21 protein-coding genes are annotated in these 23,323 nt (G+C 54.8%); 17 read left to right on the forward strand and 4 right to left on the reverse strand.

The features are described 5' to 3' along the window. Nucleotides 1-132 precede the first annotated feature (132 nt). The 14 genes from motA to GSQ70_RS23730 all read left to right on the forward strand — a co-directional run bounded on the left by motA (nt 133) and on the right by GSQ70_RS23730 (nt 16,902). Nucleotides 133-1,020: a flagellar motor stator protein MotA gene (motA, locus tag GSQ70_RS23665; RefSeq protein ID WP_158784799.1), complete on the forward strand. Its 888-nt coding sequence runs from the start codon at nt 133-135 to the stop codon at nt 1,018-1,020. Then, on the forward strand, nt 1,017-2,060 hold the full coding sequence (motB, locus tag GSQ70_RS23670; protein WP_158784800.1) for a flagellar motor protein MotB: 1,044 nt from the start codon (nt 1,017-1,019) through the stop codon (nt 2,058-2,060). The genes motA and motB overlap by 4 nt, the downstream gene beginning before the upstream one ends. Before the next feature lie 10 nt (nt 2,061-2,070). After that, a complete protein-coding gene (cheA, locus tag GSQ70_RS23675) occupies nt 2,071-4,056 on the forward strand; it encodes a chemotaxis protein CheA (RefSeq protein ID WP_199257352.1) in 1,986 nt (661 codons plus the stop codon). Between the two features lie 24 nt (nt 4,057-4,080). Further along, entirely contained in the window at nt 4,081-4,578 is a 498-nt protein-coding gene (gene cheW, locus GSQ70_RS23680) for a chemotaxis protein CheW (RefSeq protein ID WP_158784802.1), read from the forward strand. Nucleotides 4,579-4,778: 200 nt separating this feature from the next. Then, nucleotides 4,779-6,446 (forward strand): methyl-accepting chemotaxis protein, encoded by a 1,668-nt coding sequence (locus GSQ70_RS23685; RefSeq protein ID WP_158784803.1) that lies wholly within the window; start codon nt 4,779-4,781, stop codon nt 6,444-6,446. A gap of 198 nt (nt 6,447-6,644) precedes the next feature. Continuing rightward, a complete protein-coding gene (locus GSQ70_RS23690) occupies nt 6,645-8,324 on the forward strand; it encodes a methyl-accepting chemotaxis protein (protein WP_158784804.1) in 1,680 nt (559 codons plus the stop codon). 46 nt (nt 8,325-8,370) lie between these two features. Further along, nucleotides 8,371-9,978, forward strand: a complete 1,608-nt coding sequence (locus GSQ70_RS23695) for a methyl-accepting chemotaxis protein (protein ID WP_158784805.1) — start codon at nt 8,371-8,373, stop codon at nt 9,976-9,978. 25 nt (nt 9,979-10,003) lie between these two features. Then, on the forward strand, nt 10,004-10,876 hold the full coding sequence (gene cheR, locus GSQ70_RS23700; RefSeq protein WP_158784806.1) for a protein-glutamate O-methyltransferase CheR: 873 nt from the start codon (nt 10,004-10,006) through the stop codon (nt 10,874-10,876). Next, a complete protein-coding gene (locus GSQ70_RS23705; protein ID WP_158784807.1) occupies nt 10,876-11,925 on the forward strand; it encodes a chemotaxis response regulator protein-glutamate methylesterase in 1,050 nt (349 codons plus the stop codon). Before cheR ends, GSQ70_RS23705 begins: the two co-directional genes overlap by 1 nt. A gap of 42 nt (nt 11,926-11,967) precedes the next feature. After that, entirely contained in the window at nt 11,968-12,357 is a 390-nt protein-coding gene (cheY, locus tag GSQ70_RS23710) for a chemotaxis response regulator CheY (RefSeq protein ID WP_158784808.1), read from the forward strand. A gap of 9 nt (nt 12,358-12,366) precedes the next feature. Continuing rightward, entirely contained in the window at nt 12,367-13,011 is a 645-nt protein-coding gene (gene cheZ, locus GSQ70_RS23715; protein ID WP_158784809.1) for a protein phosphatase CheZ, read from the forward strand. A 275-nt stretch (nt 13,012-13,286) separates the two neighbouring features. Then, nucleotides 13,287-14,432, forward strand: a complete 1,146-nt coding sequence (gene flhB, locus GSQ70_RS23720) for a flagellar biosynthesis protein FlhB (RefSeq protein ID WP_158784810.1) — start codon at nt 13,287-13,289, stop codon at nt 14,430-14,432. After that, nucleotides 14,432-16,513, forward strand: a complete 2,082-nt coding sequence (flhA, locus tag GSQ70_RS23725) for a flagellar biosynthesis protein FlhA (RefSeq protein ID WP_158784811.1) — start codon at nt 14,432-14,434, stop codon at nt 16,511-16,513. The genes flhB and flhA overlap by 1 nt, the downstream gene beginning before the upstream one ends. Further along, complete coding sequence (locus tag GSQ70_RS23730) at nt 16,513-16,902, forward strand: flagellar protein FlhE (protein WP_158784812.1); 390 nt, start codon at nt 16,513-16,515, stop codon at nt 16,900-16,902. Before flhA ends, GSQ70_RS23730 begins: the two co-directional genes overlap by 1 nt. A 98-nt stretch (nt 16,903-17,000) precedes the next feature. Here the strand turns inward: GSQ70_RS23730 and argS are convergent, their stop codons facing one another. Next, nucleotides 17,001-18,731 carry an arginine--tRNA ligase gene (gene argS, locus GSQ70_RS23735; RefSeq protein WP_158784813.1) on the reverse strand — a complete coding sequence of 577 codons (1,731 nt, stop codon included), beginning with the start codon at nt 18,729-18,731 and terminating at the stop codon, nt 17,001-17,003. Between the two features lie 643 nt (nt 18,732-19,374). Here argS and GSQ70_RS23740 point away from each other — a divergent pair. Then, nucleotides 19,375-19,935 carry a VOC family protein gene (locus GSQ70_RS23740; RefSeq protein WP_233268477.1) on the forward strand — a complete coding sequence of 187 codons (561 nt, stop codon included), beginning with the start codon at nt 19,375-19,377 and terminating at the stop codon, nt 19,933-19,935. Here GSQ70_RS23740 and GSQ70_RS23745 read toward each other — a convergent pair. Beyond that, nucleotides 19,930-21,090: a MalY/PatB family protein gene (locus GSQ70_RS23745; protein ID WP_158784815.1), complete on the reverse strand. Its 1,161-nt coding sequence runs from the start codon at nt 21,088-21,090 to the stop codon at nt 19,930-19,932. The genes GSQ70_RS23740 and GSQ70_RS23745 overlap by 6 nt on opposite strands. Before the next feature lie 100 nt (nt 21,091-21,190). On the opposite strand from GSQ70_RS23745, the gene cutC reads away from it, so the two are divergent. Next, entirely contained in the window at nt 21,191-21,946 is a 756-nt protein-coding gene (gene cutC, locus GSQ70_RS23750) for a copper homeostasis protein CutC (RefSeq protein WP_158784816.1), read from the forward strand. A 245-nt stretch (nt 21,947-22,191) separates the two neighbouring features. Then, a complete protein-coding gene (locus GSQ70_RS23755) occupies nt 22,192-22,515 on the forward strand; it encodes a hypothetical protein (protein WP_158784817.1) in 324 nt (107 codons plus the stop codon). Here GSQ70_RS23755 and GSQ70_RS23760 read toward each other — a convergent pair. Both GSQ70_RS23760 and GSQ70_RS26190 read right to left on the reverse strand, forming a co-directional pair. After that, nucleotides 22,506-23,084: a DUF4225 domain-containing protein gene (locus GSQ70_RS23760; RefSeq protein WP_233268479.1), complete on the reverse strand. Its 579-nt coding sequence runs from the start codon at nt 23,082-23,084 to the stop codon at nt 22,506-22,508. The genes GSQ70_RS23755 and GSQ70_RS23760 overlap by 10 nt on opposite strands. Then, nucleotides 22,982-23,299 (reverse strand): hypothetical protein, encoded by a 318-nt coding sequence (locus GSQ70_RS26190; RefSeq protein ID WP_233268480.1) that lies wholly within the window; start codon nt 23,297-23,299, stop codon nt 22,982-22,984. Before GSQ70_RS26190 ends, GSQ70_RS23760 begins: the two co-directional genes overlap by 103 nt. Nucleotides 23,300-23,323: the final 24 nt, after the last annotated feature.

Consider the following 23,323-nt stretch of genomic DNA (forward strand, 5'->3'; position numbering starts at 1 on the left):
TTAAGTTCGCCACGTGGAATGAATCCAGCAGCGGTTATTTAACCGCTGCTTTTTTTTTGCCCACGCAGGCCAACTAACCTGACGCAATCTGGTCATCTTCCACCCACACGTCAGCAGACGTAAGGATTTATTGTGTTAATTATTTTGGGGTACATCCTGGTTCTCGGGTCGGTGTTGGGCGGCTATGCAATGGTAGGCGGCCATATGGGGGCGCTTTATCAGCCCTCCGAACTGCTGATAATTGGTGGAGCAGGTATTGGCGCATTTATTGTGGGGAATAGTGGTAAAGCAATTAAAGCCACCATGAAATCCCTGCCACTGTTAATGCGTGGTGCTAAATATAATAAATCTCTCTATATGGATCTGATGGCTCTGCTGTATCGCCTGATGGCGAAATCCCGTCAGCAGGGCATGTTATCGCTGGAAGGCGATATTGAAAGCCCAAAAGAGAGTGAAATTTTCGCTAATTACCCGCGCATTCTTGCCGATAGTAGATTAGTGGACTTTATTACCGACTATTTGCGCCTGATGGTCAGCGGCAATATGAACGCCTTTGAGATCGAAGCGCTGATGGACGAGGAAATTGAAACTTACGAGCATGAGTGCGAAGTGCCAGCAACGGCGCTGCAAACGGTAGGGGACTCCCTTCCGGCATTCGGTATCGTCGCGGCGGTAATGGGGGTGGTGCATACGCTGGCTGCTGCTGACCGTCCTGCGGCAGAACTGGGTGCTTCGGTGGCGCATGCGATGGTGGGGACATTCCTCGGGATCCTGCTGGCGTACGGTTTTATTTCACCTCTGAGCGGTGTTCTGCGGCAGAAATGTGCGGAAACCACCAAGATGATGCAGTGCATCAAAGTGACGTTGCTCTCAAGTCTGAATGGGTATGCGCCGCAAATCGCCGTTGAGTTTGGCCGTAAGACACTTTACTCAACTGACCGACCGTCGTTTACCGAACTGGAGGAGCACGTCCGTAACGCCAAATCACCAGCGAAACAGACTTCGGATCAAGACGCATGAAGCATAACAATCACCCCATTATTCTGGTTAAGAAAAAGAAGCACAAAGGCCATGAAGGTGGGCATGGGTCATGGAAGATTGCTTATGCCGACTTCATGACTGCATTGATGGCGTTCTTCATGGTGATGTGGCTGATTTCGATCTCCACACCGGCGGAGCGGGTGAGCATTGCTGAGTATTTTAAAACACCGTTGAGAGTGGCTCTGACCGGAGGCACTCGCAGCAGTGAGAGCGTGAGCGTAATCCCTGGCGGTGGCGAAGACCCAACCCAGAAGAAAGGTGAAGTGCAAAAAGTTGTCGATATGGACGCGCAGAAACGCAAGCTGGATGACATTCGGCTGAACCGCCTGCGTGAAAAGCTGGATCAACTGATTGAAGCCGATCCTCGACTGAAGGCGCTGCGTCCGCACCTGATCATCAACATGGTAGAAGAAGGACTGCGCATTCAGATTATCGACAGCCAGAACCGGCCGATGTTTAAGACCGGTAGCGCAGAGGTGGAACCGTACATGCGGGACATTCTGCGGGCTATTGCGCCGATCCTTAACGATATTCCGAACAAAATCAGCCTGGCGGGACACACGGATGATTTCCAGTATGCCAACGGTGACCGTGGATACAGCAACTGGGAACTGTCAACCGATCGTGCCAACGCCTCACGCCGTGAGCTGGTAACGGGCGGGCTGGATAGCGGCAAGATGCTGCGGGTTCTCGGCATGGCTGACACCATGAAGTTAAAAAACCGCGGCGCGAATGATGCCGTTAACCGCCGGATCAGCCTGCTGGTGTTGAACCATGACACCGAAATGCAGATTGAGAAGGAAAACTCGGAGAGTGACGCCGTGCAGATAAGCGGCGACGATCCGGCGAGCCTTAAAGAGATAGCGGCACCGGCGATACCGTCCGGTGCCAACAATAACCCAGCCCCTCAACCACCAAAGGCTGGGACGGCAGGTACTCAGGACGTTCCGGGGGCATTCTCCTCAGGACGGCCAGACGCGCCAGCTGCCCAGACCGGTCGCGACTCACAGCAGAGGTGATACCGTGAGCATGGATATCAGCGATTTTTATCAGACGTTTTTCGATGAGGCCGATGAGTTACTGGCCGACATGGAACAACACCTGCTGGGGTTAGACCCGCAGGAACCAGATGCGGAGCAGATGAACGCTATCTTCCGCGCGGCCCACTCGATCAAAGGCGGGGCGGGTACTTTTGGTTTCACTGTTTTACAGGAAACCACGCACATTCTGGAAAACATCCTCGACGGTGCCCGCCGCGGTGAAATGCAGCTGAGCACCGATATCATCAACCTGTTTTTGGAAACCAAAGATATTATGCAGGAACAGCTGGATGCCTATAAAACCGCCACGGAGCCGAATGCCGCGACGTTTGAATACATCTGTCAGGCCCTGCGCCAGCTGGCTCTCGAAGCCAGGGGGGAAGTGATTGCTCCACCAAAAACGCTGGCTGCTGAGCCACCCGCCGCGGCTGAAGTGGCTGCGGGTGGCCTGCGCCTGGCGCTGATTGACCTGAAGGCAACGGAAATTCCGCTGATGCTGGAAGAGCTGGGGAACCTGGGCACGGTTTCTGATGTGGTGAAAGGGGAAACCTCCGTTGAGGTGACGCTGGACTCCTCTGTCAGCCCGGACGATATCGTGGCGGTGCTGTGCTTTGTCATTGAAGAGTCGCAGATTAAATTCCTCAATGCTGGCGCGGCTCCGGCGGCGGAAGAGGTTGCGAAAGCCGAAGTGGCAGCCACTCCTGAGCCTGAACTGGCTACGGTCACCGATATCACCCCGGCGGTGAAGCGTGAAGCCGTGAAAAAACCGGCGGCAGCCAAAGCCAGCGAATCTACCAGCATCCGCGTTGCGGTGGAAAAAGTTGACCAGTTAATCAACCTGGTCGGTGAGCTGGTGATCACCCAGTCGATGCTGGCTCAGCGTTCTGGCGAGCTGGACCCGGTGGCGCACGGCGACCTGCTGAACAGCATGGGACAGCTGGAGCGTAACGCCCGCGACCTGCAGGAATCGGTGATGTCAATTCGTATGATGCCGATGGAATACGTCTTTAGTCGCTTCCCTCGTCTGGTACGCGACCTTGCCAGCAAGCTCGGTAAAGAAGTGGAGCTGACGTTGCAGGGCAGCTCAACGGAACTCGACAAGAGCCTGATTGAACGCATCATGGACCCATTAACGCACCTGGTGCGTAACAGCCTGGATCACGGGATTGAATCACCGGACAAACGTCTGGCTGCGGGCAAAGATGCGGTGGGCAACCTGACGCTTTCTGCGGAACATCAGGGCGGTAATATCTGCATCGAAGTGGTCGATGACGGTGCCGGACTGAACCGCGAACGCATTCTGGCAAAGGCGCTTTCTTCTGGCTTGCCGGTCAGCGACGCCATGAGCGACGAAGAGGTCGGCATGCTGATCTTTGCCCCGGGCTTCTCCACGGCCGAGCAGGTGACAGACGTCTCCGGCCGTGGCGTGGGCATGGACGTGGTGAAACGTAACATCCAGGAGATGGGCGGCCACGTGGAAATTGCCTCTAAACAGGGCAAAGGCACCACTATCCGCATCCTGCTGCCGCTGACGCTGGCGATCCTCGACGGCATGTCAGTCCGCGTGGCTGATGAAGTGTTTATCCTGCCGCTGAACGCGGTGATGGAATCACTGCAGCCGCTGGCTGATGACCTGCATCCGCTGGCCGGAGGCGAGCGCGTGCTGGAAGTCCGTGGCGAATACCTGCCGCTGGTCGAGCTGTGGAATGTCTTTGATGTACAGGGTGCAAAAACCGAAGCCACTCAGGGCATCGTGGTGATCCTGCAGAGCGCGGGTAAACGTTATGCGCTGCTGGTTGACCAGCTGATTGGTCAGCACCAGGTGGTGGTAAAGAATCTGGAAAGCAACTATCGCAAAGTTCCGGGCATTTCGGCGGCGACCATCCTCGGTGATGGCAGCGTGGCGCTGATCGTCGATGTGTCGGCTCTGCAATCGCTCAACCGTGAAAAGCGTGTGGCCGGAGCCGCAGCCTGACTTTAACCGATTAAGGGTAGAACTATGACTGGAATGGCAACTGTCACTAAACTTGCTGGCGAAACCGTAGGGCAGGAGTTCCTGGTGTTCACACTGGGTGACGAAGAGTACGGTATTGATATTCTTAAGGTGCAGGAGATCCGCGGTTACGATCAGGTGACCCGCATCGCTAACACGCCTTCATTCATTAAAGGCGTCACTAACCTGCGCGGTGTTATCGTGCCAATCATCGATCTGCGCATTAAGTTTGCTCAGCCGGATGTGGACTATAACGACAACACGGTGGTGATCGTGCTGAATCTTGAAGCGCGTGTGGTGGGTATCGTGGTGGATGGCGTGTCGGATGTGCTGTCACTGACGCACGATCAAATCCGTCCTTCTCCGGAATTCGCGGTGACCATGTCCACCGAATATCTGACCGGTCTGGGTGCGCTCGGCGAGCGTATGCTGATCCTGGTGGATATTGAGAAGCTGCTGAACAGCGAAGAAATGGCGCTGATGGACACCCTGCGCAGCGCATAAGTGTTGTAGAAGGGACAAACGATTAAGGCCGATCGAGAGATCGGCCTTTTTATCCTTGCGGAGTATTGAAATAATCATCCGTCATTGATATTTAAAGTAAAATATTTATCCACAAATTCTGACTCACGCCACATAAAGTTTCCGTTAAAACCTGCCGATAGATCCAGTGTTGAGCCACTTATACACACCAAGGGTCCATTATGTTCAAACGTATTAAGGTCGTCACCAGCCTGCTGTTAGTGCTGCTGGTATTTGGTTCACTGCAGCTGCTGGCAGGGGGATTATTTATCAATGCGCTGACCGGCGATAAAAACAGCTTTTCCGTTGCCCAAAATTCGAGTGACAACATGTCGGCCTTTACGGACGCATTGATGGCTCTGAACCAAACCCGTATTGCTCTTGGCAGCGGCATGCTGCAGCTGCAGACTGAAAAATCAGACAGTGGCAGCAGTACTGCGCTGAGTGAGATTAACGGCACAGCGAAAAAAATGCTGGCCGCTGCGGATAAATCTTTCGCACTGTATCAGGCAATTCCAGATACCAAAGGGATCGATCCGAAAATTGTCGAGCGTATGGAAAAAGATTACGACAGCTATGGTAAAGCTCTGACGCAAATGCTGGCCCTGATGGACAGCAAGCAGCTGGATGAGATGGACAAACTGAATATTGAGCAGAAGCAGAATGAGGTTCAGGAGGCTTACACCAGCTGGCGTGATGCGCTGGGCGTGATCACCCGGCAGGGTGTGGTGGATAACCAGGCAGCGTACAGCAAAATGTTGTGGGTGATCGGCGCGGTGATGGTGCTGGTAATTGGCCTGATTGCGCTGTGCTGGATCGGCCTGCGCAGCATATTAATCAAACCGCTCCAGCAGAATATTGCGCACATCAGCCATATCGCCAGCGGCGATCTGACGCACAACATCAGCGTGGAAGGGCGCAACGAGATGACCCAGCTGGCAGCCAGTCTGCTGGAGATGCAGCAGGCTCTGGTGCGTACCGTCAGCGACGTGCGCGATGGCTCTGACGCCATCTACACCGGGGCCAGTGAAATCGCCGCAGGTAACAACGACCTGTCAGCCCGTACCGAGCAGCAGGCTGCCTCGCTGGAGGAGACCGCTGCCAGCATGGAGCAGCTTACGGCCACCGTGAAGCAGAACGCCGAGAACGCCCGCCAGGCTTCCCAGCTGGCACTCAGTGCTTCTGAAACAGCTCTGAAAGGCGGTAAAGTGGTCGATGGAGTGGTGAAAACCATGAGCGATATTGCCGGGAGTTCGAAGAAAATTGCCGATATTACCAGCGTGATTGACGGCATTGCCTTCCAGACTAATATCCTGGCTCTGAACGCAGCCGTAGAAGCTGCGCGTGCCGGTGAGCAGGGTCGTGGGTTTGCTGTGGTCGCCGGTGAAGTGCGCAATCTTGCCCAGCGCAGCGCCCAGGCGGCGAAAGAGATCAAGAGCCTGATCGAAGACTCGGTGTCCCGCGTGGACAGCGGTTCAGTGCTGGTCGGCACGGCAGGTGAAACCATGAGCGATATCGTCAATGCGGTCACCCGCGTCACCGACATCATGGGCGAAATTGCCTCTGCGTCTGATGAACAGAGCCGTGGTATCGACCAGGTCGGCACTGCCGTAACGGAAATGGACCGCGTCACCCAGCAGAACGCCTCGCTGGTGGAGGAGTCCGCCACCGCTGCCGCCGCGCTGGAAGAGCAGGCCAGCCGTCTGACCCAGTCTGTTGCCGTGTTCCGCGTGCGCAAAGAACAGGGGATCAAACCTGCGGCGCCTGCAGTGCGTAAGACGGCTCAGCCAGTGATGCGCAAAGCCGCCGCCGCACCGGTTGCAGACCAGGGTAACTGGGAAACCTTTTGAGTACAGAAAAGGCAGAGGACCAATCACTTCGCCCCCTGCTGATGAGAGCTGCACGCATGCAGGGCCGGAATCGCTTCCACCCGTGATGATGAGTTGCACTTCAGAATCCTCTTTCGCCCGGCAATAGGCGGATTCTGTGATAAAGATCCCGGTCAGACTGCCGATAACAGAGCCAATTGGCCCTGTACAGAGGTAGTTATGTTCAAGCGTGTAAAAGTTGTCACTGGCCTGGTATGCGTGCTGGTGTTATTTGCTGTTCTGCAGCTGGGTACCGGTGGGTTGTTTTTCCAGACGGTACACAGTGATAAAGAGAATTTTGCTTTCAACCAGCGCCTGCGCGTTTTGCAGCAGGCAATGGGGAGCTCGTGGATCTCGCTGGTTCAGGCCCGCAACACGCTGAACCGGGCCGGTATCCGCTATCTGCTGGATGCTAATCAGTCAGGTTCGGGCGCCACGGTGAAAGAGCTGCTGACTCAGGCGCAGAGCGACCTCGATCTGGCGGATAAATCGCTGGCGGTGTTCAATGCCAACCTGTCGGAAAGCGGTAAAACGGCAGAGAACGTGAAAGCGCTGCAGGCGAGTTATCTGCAGCTGCATGACGCGCTGTCTCAGCTGATTGGGATGATGCAAAACGGCCGGTTTAACGACTTCGTTGCCCAGCCAACGCAGAGCTATCAGGACCACTTCGATAAAATCTACAACGAGTGGCTGGAAACCAATAACCAACTGACGGCGAAAGGGATCCAGGCTAACCAGGATGCCTGGCAGCGAACTATATGGACGCTGCTTGGCGTGCTGCTGATCTCGCTGACGGTCATCGCTGTGGCATGGAGCGGGATCTATAAAATCCTGCTGCGTCCGCTGAAAACCAATATCGACCATATCCGTCAAATCGCCAGTGGCGACCTGACCCAGTCGATTGAGGTGGATGGCCGCAACGAGATGACCCAACTGGCAGAAAGCCTGCGCGATATGCAGCAGTCCCTGGTGCGTACGGTCAGCGATGTTCGCGATGGCTCAGATGCGATCTATACCGGTGCCAGTGAAATCTCGGCCGGGAATAACGATCTCTCTTCGCGTACCGAGCAGCAGGCAGCCTCGCTGGAAGAGACCGCTGCCAGCATGGAGCAGTTAACCGCCACCGTGAAGCAGAACGCCGAGAACGCACGTCAGGCTTCTCAGCTGGCGCTCAGCGCTTCGGAAACCGCGCAGAAGGGCGGCAAAGTGGTGGATGGCGTGGTGAAAACCATGAACGACATCGCCGGAAGCTCCAAGAAAATTGCTGATATCACCAGCGTGATTGACGGCATTGCTTTCCAGACCAACATCCTCGCCCTGAACGCCGCCGTGGAGGCTGCGCGTGCCGGTGAACAGGGCCGCGGATTTGCTGTGGTGGCCGGGGAAGTACGTAACCTGGCGCAACGCAGTGCCCAGGCGGCAAAAGAGATTAAAGGCCTGATTGAAGACTCGGTGGCGCGAGTTGATACCGGCTCAGTGCTGGTGGAAAGCGCCGGTGAAACGATGGCGGATATCGTCAGTGCCGTGACCCGCGTGACCGACATTATGGGCGAAATCGCCTCGGCTTCTGACGAACAGAGCCGCGGCATCGATCAGGTAGGCACTGCCGTGACCGAGATGGACCGCGTGACTCAGCAGAACGCCTCGCTGGTGGAGGAGTCCGCTGCTGCTGCTGCCGCGCTGGAAGAACAGGCCAGCAGGTTGTCTCAGGCTGTCGCAGTGTTTCGCGTACGTAAAGAAAATGTCATCCAGGCCGTTAACAGCACTAAGAGCAATAAAAACGTCCTGCTGACACCTGCTGTTGCCCCGCGCAAAACGCTGGCTGCGCCGGTGTCCAGTGACAACTGGGAAACCTTTTAACACTATTTTTGCCGCCCGCATTGGGCGGCAAAACCTGGAGACTTTGATGATCAGTCGGCTTCGCATTGCTACCACCATCATCTTTCTGCTCGGCCTGTTTTGTATCATGCAGATTGTTGGCAACGGTCTGTCATTTAACTCATTTCGTCTGGATGCCCGTAATCTGCACGACGTTGAAGTCAGCGGCAACCAGCGCGACGCGCTCGGTCAGACCTGGGCTGAGTTATTGAGCGCCCGCGTGACATTAAGTCGTGCCGGAACCCGCGCGGCACTGAGCCTGCCACGCGATCAGATAACAAGTTTGATGGCAAAGGCTCAGGAAGATCTGGATGCTGCCGATAATGCTTATAAGCAGTTCGAAGCTATCGGGGTGGTAACGCCGGAAGGCGCTCAGATGAAGAAAGCGATAAAGGTTGAATATGACAATTACTCGCAGGAGCTGGCCCATCTGATTGTTTACCTGCAGAACTTCCAGCTGCAGGATTTTCTGGACTCTCCGACACAGGGTAAGCAGGACAAGTTTCAGGCTGAGTACAACCAGTGGATGGTGCATATCGACCAGCTGCGCCAGCACGCCAGCCAGGCCGGGCAGGGTTTTTACGTTCAGTCGAAGATTATTTTCATTGTCACCGTGGTGCTGTCACTGCTGGTGACCATGGCGGGTATGTGGTGGGTCAGAAAAGCGGTTATCGCGCCGCTGGCCCTGATGCGCGGTCACTTTGAGCGCATCGCCTCGGGTAACCTGGCGGGAGAGATTGCCGTTGAGGGGCGCAACGAACTGAGCCAGCTGTTTGCCAGTTTGCAGGCGATGCAGGCTTCTCTGGCGGGCACGGTCAGCAGCGTGCGAGATGGCACCCATGCGATGCAAACCGGCATCCGGGAGATTGCGTCAGGCAACAATGATTTGTCGTCGCGCACCGAGCAACAGGCAGCCTCGCTGGCGGAAACGGCAGCCAGCATGGAGCAGCTCACGGCCACGGTGACCGGTAATGCTGAGAATGCCCGCCAGGCTTCGCAGCTGGCCAGAGAGGCTTCCACCACCGCTCTTAAAGGCGGTGCGCTTACCAGCGACGTGGTGAACACCATGAGTGAGATCGCCCGCAGTTCGAAGAAGATTGGTGACATTACCGGCGTGATCGACGGCATCGCGTTCCAGACCAATATCCTGGCACTGAACGCCGCAGTTGAAGCGGCACGAGCCGGAGAACAGGGAAGAGGGTTTGCGGTGGTGGCCGGTGAAGTCCGCAGTCTTGCGCAGCGCAGTGCTCAGGCGGCCAAAGAAATTAAAGTGCTGATCGAAGAATCGGTCAGTCGTGTGGACCAGGGATCGGCTCAGGTGGCCTCAGCCGGTGAAACCATGGACGAAATTGTCCGCTCGGTGGCAAGGGTGAACGACATCATGGGCGAGATTGCCTCTGCCTCTGAAGAGCAGCGTAGCGGCATCGAACAGGTTGCCCTCGCAGTCAGTCAGATGGACCAGGTCACGCAGCAGAACGCCGCGCTGGTAGAGGAAGCGGCAGCTGCAACGGAAGCACTTGAATCACAGGCCGATCATCTCACCGGGGCAGTGAGGAAGTTCTCGCTCGATGCAGACAAGCCGGAGCAGGTCGCCGTACAGGCATACAGGGAAAATAACCTTGTTTTAACCCCTTAATCTGTACTTTGCAGGGTGGTATTACATGAAAAAATCGACGTTGTTAGCACCGCCCGAAAACGCAACGCTACTGGCCCAGATGGTCCAGCGCCTGCCGTTATCGGATACGCATTTTAAGCGTATCAGCCAGTTGATTTATCAGCGGGCAGGTATCGTTCTCGCCGATCACAAGCGGGAAATGGTTTACAACCGCCTGGTACGCAGGTTGCGGATGTTGGGCATCGACGATTTTGGTCGTTACCTTGCGCTGTTGGAAAACGATATTAACAGCCCGGAATGGCAGGCTTTTGTTAACTCACTGACCACCAACCTGACGGCATTTTTCCGTGAGGCGCACCACTTTCCGATTCTGGCAGATCATGCCAAACGTCGCAGTGGCAGCTTTAACGTCTGGTGTGCGGCGGCGTCAACTGGCGAGGAACCTTACTCTATTGCCATGACGCTGAGTGAAACGCTGGGTAGCGGACCGGGTAAGTACCAGGTTCACGCCACGGACATCGACACCCAGGTGCTGGAAAAAGCACTGGCTGGCGTATACCGGCAGGAGGAGCTTCGCACGCTGTCCCCACAGCAGATGCAGCGCTTTTTCTTCCGCGGTACCGGCCCGCATTCAGGCATGGTTCGCGTGCGTCCGGAGCTGGCGAACTCGATCGCCTTTGCGCAGCTAAACCTGCTGGCGAACGACTGGGCGCTGCCCGGCCCGTTTGATGCGATTTTCTGTCGCAACGTGATGATCTATTTTGATAAAGAGACACAAGAGAAGATTCTGCGGCGTTTTGTACCGCTGCTGAAACCCGGGGGCATTTTGTTTGCCGGGCATTCGGAGAACTTCAGCCAGATTAGCAAAGAGTTTTATCTGCGCGGCCAGACGGTCTACGGACTGACTAAGGATAGATAATGGGCAAAATCAGAGTGTTATGTGTTGACGATTCCGCGCTGATGCGTCAGCTGATGACGGAAATCATCAACAGTCATTCGGACATGGAAATGGTTGCCTCCGCACCCGATCCACTGGTGGCAAGGGATTTAATTAAAGAATTCAATCCTGATGTGCTGACGCTGGATGTTGAAATGCCGCGGATGGACGGACTGGATTTTCTGGAAAAACTGATGCGGTTGCGTCCGATGCCGGTGGTGATGGTCTCCTCACTGACCGGGAAAGGATCGGAAGTGACGCTGCGGGCGCTGGAGCTGGGCGCGGTGGACTTTGTCACCAAACCTTCTCTGGGCATCCGCGAGGGCATGCTGGCCTATAGCCAGATGATTGCCGATAAGGTTCGCGCGGCTTCCAGAGCCAAACTGCACGCCCGTGGGCCAATGCCTGCACCGGTGATGCTGAAAGCCGGACCGCTGCTGAGTAGTGAGAAACTGATTGCGATAGGCGCCTCAACCGGTGGCACCGAAGCCATCAGGCATGTGCTGCAGCCGCTACCGGCAACCAGCCCGGCGCTGCTGATCACTCAGCATATGCCACCAGGCTTTACCCGCTCGTTTGCCGAGCGACTGAACAAGCTGTGCCAGATCACGGTGAAAGAGGCAGAAGATGGTGAGCGTATCTTACCTGGCCATGCCTATATCGCCCCTGGCGCAATGCATCTGGAGCTGTCCCGAAGCGGGGCTAACTACCAGGTAAAACTGAATGAAGGGCCGCCGGTGAACCGCCATAAGCCGTCGGTGGACGTGTTGTTCAAATCAGTGGCGCAGTATGCGGGCCGTAACGCCGTTGGGGTGATCCTGACCGGCATGGGCAACGATGGGGCGGCAGGCCTGCTGGCAATGAACAAGGCCGGGGCCTGGACCATCGCGCAGAACGAAGCGAGCTGTGTGGTCTTTGGCATGCCCCGTGAGGCCATCGCCCTCGGGGGAGCCAGTGAAGTGGTGGATCTCCACCAAATCAGTCAGCACATGCTGGCAAAAATTAGCGCCGGACAGGCATTACGTATCTAACGCAGCGCCCGTCCCGCGGGGCTACAAAAAACAGGAGTAAGTATGGCTGATAAAAATATGCGGTTTCTGGTGGTCGACGACTTTAACACCATGCGTCGCATCGTCCGGAACCTGTTGAAAGAACTCGGCTTCAACAACGTTGAAGAAGCAGAAGACGGTGTTGATGCACTGACCAAGCTACGCGCGGGGGACTTCGACTTCGTGATCTCCGACTGGAACATGCCCAACATGGACGGCCTGGAACTGCTGCAGACCATCCGTGCCGACGGCACGCTGGGCAAGCTACCGGTGCTGATGGTGACGGCAGAAGCGAAGAAAGAGAACATTATTGCGGCTGCTCAGGCGGGTGCCAGTGGCTATGTCGTTAAACCTTTTACTGCTGCCACCCTTGAAGAGAAGTTAGGTAAGATCTTCGAAAAACTGGGTATGTAAGGAGCCGAGATGAGCGAACTTCCGAAACCGAGTGTTGATGCGGCCTCGGCGCACGACATTATCTCCCGAATTGGTTCGCTGACGCGGATGCTGCGCGACAGCCTGCGTGAGCTGGGACTGGATCAGGCCATTGCTGAAGCGGCGGAAGCCATTCCCGACGCCCGCGATCGCCTGGATTACGTTGTGCAAATGACCGCTCAGGCGGCCGAACGTGCTCTGAACTGCGTGGAGGCTGCGCAGCCACGTCAGACACTGATGGAAGATGGAGCGAAGGCGCTGAAAGGGCGCTGGGATGAGTGGTTTGAAAATCCCATCGAACTGGCAGATGCCCGCTCTCTGGTTTCGGATACCCGTGGTTATCTGGAATCCGTGCCGGGGCACACTGGCTTTACCAATGCCCAGCTGATGGAAATCATGATGGCACAGGATTTCCAGGACCTCACCGGGCAGGTGATCAAACGCATGATGGATGTGATCCAGGAAATTGAGCGCCAGCTGCTGATGGTGTTGCTGGAGAACATGCCGGAACAGCCCGTGCGTCCGAAAAAGGATGCTGACAGCCTGCTCAACGGCCCACAGATCAACGGTACCGCGCCTGGCGTTGTGGCAAACCAGGATCAGGTCGATGACCTGCTGGACAGCCTCGGGTTCTGATTCTGGCGGTGCACATAACTTGTTCGGGTGAATACATTCGCCGCCGGAAGGCTAAACCAATCAGTAGTAAGGGGGGAATTTATTCCGCCCATCTTGAGAACGTGCCCTTCGAATAATCAAGCCGCCAGACCGGGATTCCCCCCGGCCTGGCGGCTTGCCGTCTCTGTTTTTTCACCATCCGTTAAATAACCCCCTTTTTAGCTGTTTACTCGCGGCATTATCCCTGCTCCAATTTGTCATGCTAGCTGAAAATTCCGTACTGAAGGTTAATTGCCGTGGCCGGGGACAGCGAAGAGGAAAAGACCGAAGCCGCAACCCCCCACCGACTTGAGAAAGCACGAGAGGAAGGACAAATCCCGCGTTCGCGCGAACTGACCTCCGTGCTGATGTTGGTGGCGGGACTGAGTATTTTGTGGATCGGTGGCGGATCCCTGGCACAGAAAGTCGGCTCGCTGCTGGCTCAGGGCCTCAACTTCAATCATTCGGTGGTGAGCGACACCAGCCAGATGCTGCGACTGATCAGCAATCTGTTAATGCAGGCCGTGTTTGCGCTGTTGCCGATGATGGCCGGCCTGGTACTGGTGGCGATTGCTGCGCCAATGCTGCTCGGCGGGGTGGTGATCAGTGGCAAAGCGATCAAGGTCGACTTTGGCAAAATGAACCCGCTGAAGGGATTAGCGAAACTGGTGTCGGCGCAGACGGCGGCCGAATTGCTGAAATCGGTACTGAAAGCGATTCTGGTAGGTATCGTCACCTGGCTAAATATCCGCCATCACTGGCCGGATATGCTCAGGCTGATAAGCGAATCACCTTACACCGCGCTGGCCAGCTCACTCAATATGATCGCCCTGAGCTGCATCCTGGTGGTGTTTGGCCTGATGCCAATGGTGGGCTTTGACGTGTTCTGGCAGTTGTACAGCTACTTCAAAGGGCTGCGAATGACCCGCCAGGACATTCGTGATGAATACAAACAGCAGGAAGGTGACCCGCACGTTAAAGGGCGTATCCGCCAGCAAATGCGAGCCGCAGCACGCCGCCGCATGATGGCCGATGTGCCGAAAGCCGACGTGATTGTCACCAACCCGACGCACTATTCTGTCGCCCTGCAGTATGACGAGCGCAAAATGAGCGCGCCGAAAGTGGTGGCGAAAGGGGCAGGTGAAATCGCCCTGCGTATTCGTGAACTGGGTAAAGAACACCGGATCCCTGTTTTAGAAGCGCCGCCGCTGGCGCGTGCATTGTACCGACACAGTGAAATTGGCCAGCATATTCCGGGAACGCTATATGCGGCTGTTGCTGAAGTCCTGGCCTGGGTCTGGCAGCTCCGTCGATGGAAGCTTGAGGGCGGCCTGGCTCCGAAAAAACCTGCTAATTTACCCGTGCCGGAAGCACTGGACTTTAGCCTACGAGAAGAAGACTGATGGCGAATCTGGCCGCTTTATTACGGTTACCCAATGTTAAAGATACCCAATGGCAGGTAATGGCCGGGCCGGTATTGATCCTGATGATTTTGTCGATGATGGTGCTGCCGCTGCCGGCCTTCATCCTCGATCTGCTGTTCACCTTTAACATCGCGTTGTCGATTATGATCCTGCTGGTGGCGATGTTCACCCAGCGGACGCTGGAATTCGCCGCTTTCCCGACCATTCTGCTGTTCTCAACGTTGCTGCGCCTGGCGCTGAACGTCGCCTCAACCCGTATCATTCTGATGGAAGGGCATACCGGTGCCGGTGCGGCTGGTCACGTGGTGGAAGCCTTCGGTCACTTCCTGGTCGGCGGTAACTTCGCCATCGGTATCGTGGTGTTTATTATCCTGGTGATCATTAACTTTATGGTGATTACCAAGGGTGCTGGTCGTATCGCCGAAGTGGGCGCGCGTTTCGTGCTCGACGGGATGCCCGGTAAACAGATGGCGATTGACGCCGACCTGAACGCCGGACTGATTGGCGAAGATGAAGCGAAAAAGCGCCGTTCTGAAGTGACTCAGGAAGCTGACTTCTACGGTTCAATGGACGGTGCGAGTAAATTCGTTCGCGGTGACGCCATCGCCGGGATCATGATTATGGTGATCAACGTGATCGGCGGTCTGTTGGTGGGCGTTATTCAGCATGGAATGGACGTCGGCCACGCGGCAGAAAGCTACACCCTGTTGACCATCGGTGATGGTCTGGTGGCGCAGATCCCGGCACTGGTAATCTCTACCGCGGCCGGTGTTATCGTGACCCGCGTCAGCACCGACCAGGACGTTGGCGAGCAGATGGTGACCCAGCTGTTCAAAAACCCGCGCGTGATGATGCTGAGCGCTGGCGTACTGGGGATGCTGGGGATGGTGCCGGGGATGCCGAACTTCGTGTTCCTGCTGTTCACTGCCGCACTGCTTGGGCTGGCCTGGTATATCCGCGGGAAAGAAAGCAAGCCGAAAGCAGAACCGCAGAGCAGCCTGGTGAAAACCGCTGAAACGCCGGCGAACGTTGAAGCCTCCTGGACCGACGTGCAGCTGGAAGACTCTCTGGGGATGGAAGTGGGTTACCGGCTGATCCCGATGGTGGATCATATGCAGGACGGCGAGCTGCTGGGACGCATCCGCAGCATCCGTAAGAAGTTCGCCCAGGAGATGGGCTTTCTGCCGCCGGTGGTGCATATCCGTGACAATATGGATCTGCCGCCTGCCCGTTACCGTATTCTGATGAAAGGGGTCGAAATTGGCAGCGGGGATGCCTATCCTGGCCGCTGGATGGCGATCAATCCGGGCACGGCCGCCGGAACTCTGCCTGGCGAGGCGACCATTGATCCGGCCTTTGGACTGGCTGCTATCTGGATCGACAGCGCGCTGAAAGAGCAGGCACAAATTCAGGGCTTCACCGTGGTGGAAGCCAGTACCGTGGTGGCTACTCACCTCAACCACCTGATTGGTCAGTACGCCAGCGATTTGTTTGGTCGTCAGGAGGCACAGCAGCTGCTGGATCGAGTGACCCAGGAGATGCCGAAGCTGACCGAAGATTTGATCCCCGGCGTGATTACCCTGACCACGCTGCACAAAGTCTTGCAGAACCTGCTGTCGGAGCGCGTTTCTATCCGTGATATGCGTACCATTATCGAAACGCTGGCGGAACACGCTTCCGTACAGACTGACCCACAGGAACTGACAGCGGTAGTGCGTGTGGCGCTGGGGCGTGCGATCACTCAGCAGTGGTTCCCTGGCAACGGCGAAGTGCAGGTTATCGGGCTGGATACCACGCTGGAACGTCTGCTGCTGCAGGCTCTGCAGGGTGGTGGCGGTCTGGAACCTGGCCTGGCAGACCGCCTGCTGGCACAGACTCAGGGCGCACTGGCTCATCAGGAGTCGCTGGGCGCGCCGCCGGTGCTGCTGGTTAACCATCCGCTTCGTGCGCTGCTGGCCCGCTTCCTGCGTCGCAACCTGCCGCAGCTGATGGTGATCTCTAATCTGGAACTGACCGATAACCGTCAAATCCGCATGACGTCAACTATTGGTGGAAACTGATGAGGCAGGCACTGCTGTTCCTGCTTTGTCTGCCCGGTCTGGCAATGGCCGGAGGAGCCTGGCAGGCCAGCGGCCCCGGCCCGGGATTACAGAATCGGGGCATGCAGGCGTTCTCTCCGGCACTCAGCGCACCGGAAGCGGTGCAGGGGGCAATGACGCAGATCTCCTGGCGTTACACGCTGACCGGTCCGGCACCTTCCGGACTGATTGTTCACCTCTGCGCGCAGAGCCGTTGTGTGGTTCTTGAGGGAGCCAGCGGCAGTACGCGCGGGCTGACTAACGTTAACGCAGCGGAGAATCTGCATTTTGTGTATGGCGTACAGGGGAAGGGAAAGCTGCCGCGAGCACTGCGGGTGCTCAGTAACGAAGTGATGGTGAACTACCAATAAGGTTGGCGTATGTGGCCGGAGTCAATTCCGCCCTGCGAACATGCCCGCTTAAACTGTGGTGAATCGGATCTCTCCGACTCACCACGTAGCTGACAGGTTTACATTCTTTCTACGGTTTCAATCCCTAACGTTTCCAGACCCTGTTTCAGGGTTTTCGCCGTCAGCAGCGCCAGCTTCAGGCGGCTCTGCTTCGTCACTTCATCTTCCGCAGCCAGAATCGGGCAGTGTTCATAGAAACCAGAGAACAGACCGGCCAGATCGTACAGATAGGCACACATCACGTGCGGCGTACCATCACGGGCAACCTGAGTGATCGTCTCTTCAAATTGCAGCAGACGCACGGCCAGCGCCGCTTCACGATCTTCTCCGATAGCTGTTTTCCCGGTCACTGAAGCTTCATCAATCCCGGCCTTACGGAAAACCGAGAGCACGCGGGTGTAGGCATACTGCATGTAAGGCGCAGTGTTACCTTCAAAGGCCAGCATGTTATCCCAGTCGAAGATGTAGTCAGTGGTCCTGCTCTTGGACAGGTCGGCATATTTAACCGCGCCAATACCCACAATGTTGGCAAGCTTTGTGAGCTCATCAGCAGGCATATCCGGGTTCTTTTCGCTGACCAGACTGATGGCACGCTCAGCGGCTTCATCCAGCAGGTCGGACAACTTGATGGTGCCACCGGCGCGAGTTTTAAACGGTTTACCGTCTTTACCCAGCATCATACCGAAGGCATGGTGTTCTAACGGCACTGACTCTGGCACATAACCGGCTTTACGGACGATAGTCCACGCCTGTTGCAGGTGCTGATGCTGGCGGGAGTCGATGTAATAGAGCACGCGATCGGCATGCAGCGTCTCATAACGATATTTGGCGCAGGCGATATCGGTGGTGGTATAGAGGTAGCCGCCATCCTTTTTCTGGATGATGACGCCCATCGGATCGCCGTCTTTATTTTTGTACTCGTCGAGGAACACCACGGTGGCACCTTCGCTTTCCACCGCCAGGCCTTTAGCCTTCAGGTCTGCGACAATGCCAGGCAGCATATCGTTATACAGGCTTTCACCCATCACATCTTTACAGGTGAGGGTGACATTCATGCGGTCATAGATCAGCTGGTTTTGCGACATGGTGATGTCGACCAGTTTCTTCCACATTTTACGACAATATTCGTCGCCGCCCTGTAGCTTAACCACGTAACCACGGGCACGCTCTGCAAAGACCGGATCTTCGTCGTAAGTGCGCTTCGCTTCACGGTAGAAGACTTCCAGATCCGCCAACGCGATCTCTTCGTGATGTTCGTTCTGCTGCTTCTCCAGGAATGCGATCAGCATACCAAACTGCGTACCCCAGTCACCCACGTGGTTAGCCCGGATTACATTGTGACCCAGAAATTCCAGCGTACGAACCGCAGCATCGCCGATGATGGTGGAGCGGACGTGCCCGACGTGCATCTCTTTTGCGACGTTAGGCGCAGAATAGTCGATAACCACTGTCTGAGGAGTTACTGGTGTGACGCCCAGGCGCGGGGCATTCACCACGCTGTCAACCTGTGCGGAGATCCACTCCTTATCAAGAAACAGGTTAATAAAGCCGGGTCCGGCAATCTCAACCTTGCTGACAATGCCCTGCAGATCCAGATGAGTCAGCACTTCTTCAGCCAGTTGTCGGGGCGCCTTACCCAGTTTTTTCGCCACGGCCATCATGCCGTTTGCCTGATAATCACCAAACTGCGCTTTAGCGGACTGACGAACCTGCGGCTCGCAATCGGCCGGAGCCCCTGCTGCGATCATCGCCTGACTGACTTTTTCTGAGAGAAGAGCCTGAATATTCACCGGGTTACCTTATATGCTGAAAAAGACCTGCGCCGTGAAGTACAGGCCGTCATTCTGTACGATGTCCGACAGCGAGACATTCTGCCACCGTCTGACACCGCTAAAAAATAAGGGGAAAAGTATACTGCATTTTAACTGCAGTTATCCAGGAACCTGAAGGGATGGCGGGAAACAGTGCTGAGTCTGCGTCCCGCCCAAAAGAATTAAGAACGACGGCGGTTAGGCCGATGTGGGCTCGCGATGGTGGTTTTGTGATTACGCACCTTCCAGTGGCGTACCAGAGCAAAGCCCATCATAACGATTAGCACTGCGACAAGTATCAACATTAGCATTTTGCTATTCCTTGTGAGAGGTTCGGGACAAATCTATAAGAATCCAGACTACCTCACAATCCAGTGACAATGATTTAGGATAAGTCGCATTGTATAAATTTAACTACACTAAAACATTAAGTTAAGAACTATTTTCCAAATAAAAAACTGGATCTGAGCCAGTTAAAACTGAGAAAATCCGATTAATTCGCATTAATTTTACTCTGTTGGCAGGGCCGTCTTGGGTTTGGCAGAGGTTTTACTGGATCTGTATCGTTCCGATAAGAAAAACTTAATGTTCAGAGTTATTACAGTAATGAAGAGGAATGACGATGTTTGAGGCTACAATTGCCGATGAATTAAGCGATCTGGCTAATGATTTGCCCTTTTTTTTACAATCCATTTACGATTTGGCAAACCGTTTAGGAGTGGATCTCTCCGGGCTGGAAGTGGACCATATTGCAGTACGATGTCATCAAAACACCACGGCAGAACGCTGGAAACAAGGTTTTTTACAGCATGGAGTGCTGCTTTCAGAGAAAGAGATCAACGGCAGACCGATAGCGTTGTTCGACCTGGCCACTCCACTGCTGATTGGCCCCTGGAAAATTAGCGTTGTTGAACTTCCCTGGCCGGGAGAGAAGCGCTATCGCCATGAAGGCTGGGAGCATATCGAAATTGTATTACGGGGTGAGGAAGCCGGGTTGGCAGCCCGTGCGCTGGCGCTTTGCTCTGATGAAGGGTTGACAGAACCGGAGATTTCAATCAAAAACAGTGCGCCAAAAGGCGAGGGGGAAAGTTTGCCTAATCCCACCCTGGCACTGTCTGACGGGAGGGTCACCATCAAGTTCCATCCCTGGAGCCTGAAAGAGATTGTGGAGAGTGAGTTATAACGTGTTGGTACGCGGCAGAGTTCTGACCGCGTTCTCCATCCGGCGTAGCGCCTCATTGACCAGATCGCGCGTGCTGCCGAAGTTGAAGCGGACAAAAGCATCGTCACCGAAATCACGCCCGGGGGAAAACCCCAGCCCGTGACGTTCAAAGAACAGCGCAGGGCTGGCAACCCCCAGCTCGCTGGCATCAATCCAGGCAAGATATGTGGCTTCCGGTGCGATCAGCGACAGTCCACCGATTTCATTGACTCGCTGAGTCAGTAAATCGCGGGTGTCACGCAGGTAGTCGATCTGCTGATCCAGCCACGGCTGGCCCTCTTTCCAGGCCGCTGTGGCGGCAACGAAAGCCAGGATATCGACGCCGGGTACGATACCCTGACGCACGGCGGTGAAGCGGCGGCGTAACTCCTTATCCGGAATGATGGCCAGCGAAGCGCCCAGGCCCGCAATGTTGAAGGTTTTGGAAGGCGAGAGCAGGGTGACCGAGCGCTGCTGGGCATCTTCACTCAGGCTGGCAAACGGAATGTGCTTCACACCTGGTTCCAGCAACAGATCGCAGTGGATTTCATCGGAGCAGACAATCAGGTCGTGCTGCCGGGCAAAGCGCAGTTGCTCTTCAAGCTCCTCCCGACGATAGACGGTGCCGCCCGGATTATGGGGATTACAGAGCATCAGCAGTTTTTCACTGCCGGTCATCTGAGGAGCGAGGGCGGCCAGATCCATGACCCAGCGCTCTCCTTCCAGCCGCATCTGGGCATTCAACTGGCTGCGGTTAGCGAGTTTAGCCGCAGAGCGGAACGGCGGATAAATGGGGGTGGGTGCGATAGTCCCCTGATGCTCGTCAGTAAAGGCGCGTACGGCGATATTCAGCCCGCTGACCACGCCGGGTAAAAATACCAGCCATTCTGGATTTATTTGCCACTGGTAGCGTTCTGCCATGCGGGCGATCACCACGTCGATTAACTCAGCGGGTGGACTGCCGTAACCAAAAATACCGTGTTCGACGCGCTGCTTTAGTGCCGTAATAATGCACTCAGGAGAACGAAAATCGGTGTCGGCTACCCATAATGGCAGAATGTCCCGATCGCCATATTTCTGCCATTTAAGGCTATCGCTGTGACGGCGATCTATCCGTTGGTCAAAATTGCATGCCATGTTAGTGATTCCCGTTAATATAAATCTTAAGTTCTTCAGTCAGACTAAACATCGGGACTCATTTACACAACCAGCCAGCAGTCATTAACAGGAGGATGGGATGCTAAAACTGGAAGTATGCTGCTATGGAGTCGATTGTGCTTCAGCCGCCGAGAAAGCGGGAGCCGATCGTATAGAATTGTGCGCCGCCCCTTCTGAAGGAGGGTTAACTCCCTCTGCCGGTAGCCTGATACAGGTGCGCGAGGCGGTCACCATTCCGGTTCACCCCATAGTGCGACCGCGCGGCGGGGATTTTTGCTTTACCAATACCGAATTTAATGAAATAAAATCGGATATAGCCTTTATTCGGGAATTGGGTTTTCCCGGGCTGGTGGTTGGATTGCTTGACGTTGACGGCCATATTGATCTGCCGCGAATGCAGCAGGTGATGGCACTTTGTGAAGGCATGGCGGTGACATTCCATCGGGCTTTCGATCTCTGTCACAGTCCGATAGTGGCGCTGCAACAGCTGACCGATTTAGGGGTTGCACGCATCCTGACGTCGGGACAGCAGCAGAGTGCGGAAAGCGGATTGATGTTGCTGAAGGAACTTAATCGCGTCACCCGTGGTCCAATCATCATGGCTGGCGCAGGTGTGCGCCTCAGCAATTTGCAAAAGTTTATTGATGCTGGTCTGAGCGAGCTTCACAGCTCAGCCAGTCAGCGTGTCGCCTCACCTATGCGCTATCGTAAAGCAGGTGTTTCGATGAGTTCCGTGGCGGAAACCGATGAATTCAGCCGAACCTGCGTGGACAGTGATATGGTGGAAGCCATGAAAGTCGCGATGTCTCACAGTTCGCCAGTCAGAGTCGCCTGACAACCGGTTTTGCCGCGCAGCACGCCAGTTCAGCGACGTGATGTTTGCAAGTACCAGGCCCCATCGTTTTGATGGGGCTTTTTTTCTTTTACAGGCCAGAACGTTATTTCTGCTACTAGTTGATTTTATTTGTCCCCGGATCATAAGCAGCAGCATCAGGCCTGGCGCAAACCGGGTTTTTGTTGCCCTTTATCCCTGAAACGCTATGATAATGGGAAACGGATAAGGTTATGTAGGGATTACATATGAATAACATTGAGATGGAAAAAAAGCTAGCGGATGAAGGGTTTACTTCAAAAGAAATAGCCATCCTGAAAAACTTAATTGAACGTGACGCAACGACATATCAGGAGCTTTTGATTGATTTGAGAAAAAGATTTATTGGTGGTGTTATAATACTGGCTATAGTTTTTCTCTTTTACGGAAGTGGTTTTTTGGTTCGTGACGATACTGATTACATTGCAGTCGCTATCACATTATTAGTTGTATTTATAGCTACTTGGTATGTGGCACCATTAAAACTAGGTGCCAAAGCATACTTCCTTATTAAGAAAAACCGTCACCTGTGACTATCGATGTAAATAGATTTAATTGTTGCTGCATCGCTCCCCATTTCAATTAGAAGGTCGGTGCGCGACATGTTTTTAATGTTTCTTACGTAATCAGAACGTATATAACGGAATAATCTCCAGCTTTCAGGTTTCATGGCGAGTCGTGTCATACCGTAAGCTGATAAAAATAAATCCATATAGCTATAAGCTAACCTGCCGGTTTTCTCATCAAAACCAAGAAGTTTTGCCGTATAAATATAACCTTCTTTCAGATGCCCATTTGCATCATCATTGCCTGATTTGAAATTTACTACACTTTCCTCCAGTGCATTAGCACCATGAAGAACGAGCGTCCCTCCAAAAGCTATGCCTACTATGTTACCTGTAGGAACTGAAGCTATTGCAACGCCGAGTCCTGCGAGTATTTGGAGGCCACTGAGCACAACACCAACGCCATTAATTACATACCCCCATATACCATTTTTTACAACAAGCTGCGCTGTGGCAACAATCTGAGCGCTGCCAATCGCCAGCTGGCGATCCTGCGTGTTGAGGTAGGCGCGTTCTTGCTGATGTTGCTCACGCACTGGCGGCATTCAGAATCATTTTTTGTGGTACGGATCGATTGAAGCTGGTGGGCAATAAAATTTTGTATGTCGTTTTTAAAATCGTTTCTTACGATAGCATTCTTAAGGTGGCGATCGGCCAGCTTCGCTGCCAGGTTTGACAGCTGGCGGGCTTCGAGATTGGCCATTGTGAGGAAGTAATCAGAAAAGCGGTTCTTTGCTAAGTAGTTATCCATAACATCATCCTTGTGTTTTTAAGG

This window comes from Pantoea sp. BAV 3049, assembly GCF_009765445.1.
Taxonomy (GTDB): domain Bacteria; phylum Pseudomonadota; class Gammaproteobacteria; order Enterobacterales; family Enterobacteriaceae; genus Erwinia.